Genomic DNA, 342 nt, shown 5'->3' with positions numbered 1-342 from the left:
TCGACATCATTCACTCCTATATGGGCTATCGCACCTGCTATTACCGCACGATCAATATTGGCGGCGCGACCCGCAAGCAGCGGGACGTGTACAAGAAGACGCGTGAAATCCTCGACGAAGCGATTGCAGAGATCAAGGTGGGCGCGTCTTCGGCCGATATCGCCAAGAAATTCCCGGCCGCCCAGGAATTCGGCATGGCGAACGAGGAGGAAGCGTTCGGGCTGCAATATGCGCATGGCATCGGCGTTGGCCTGTGGGAACAGCCGCTGATCAGCCGCTATCACTCGATCGAACACCCGATCACGATCGAGGAAGGGATGGTCTTTGCGATCGAGACCTACT

1 protein-coding gene is annotated in these 342 nt (G+C 57.3%); it reads left to right on the top strand.

Annotated elements, in window-relative coordinates; genetic code table 11:
* Positions 1 to 342 (top strand): M24 family metallopeptidase (locus tag MRBLSP13_RS20785; protein WP_363738985.1); only part of this gene is annotated, 342 nt, incomplete at both ends.

It is taken from the genome of Sphingobium sp. LSP13-1-1.1 (assembly GCF_040676415.1).
Classification (GTDB): Bacteria; Pseudomonadota; Alphaproteobacteria; order Sphingomonadales; family Sphingomonadaceae; genus Sphingobium.
This window is presented reverse-complemented; position numbering and strand designations above follow the sequence as displayed.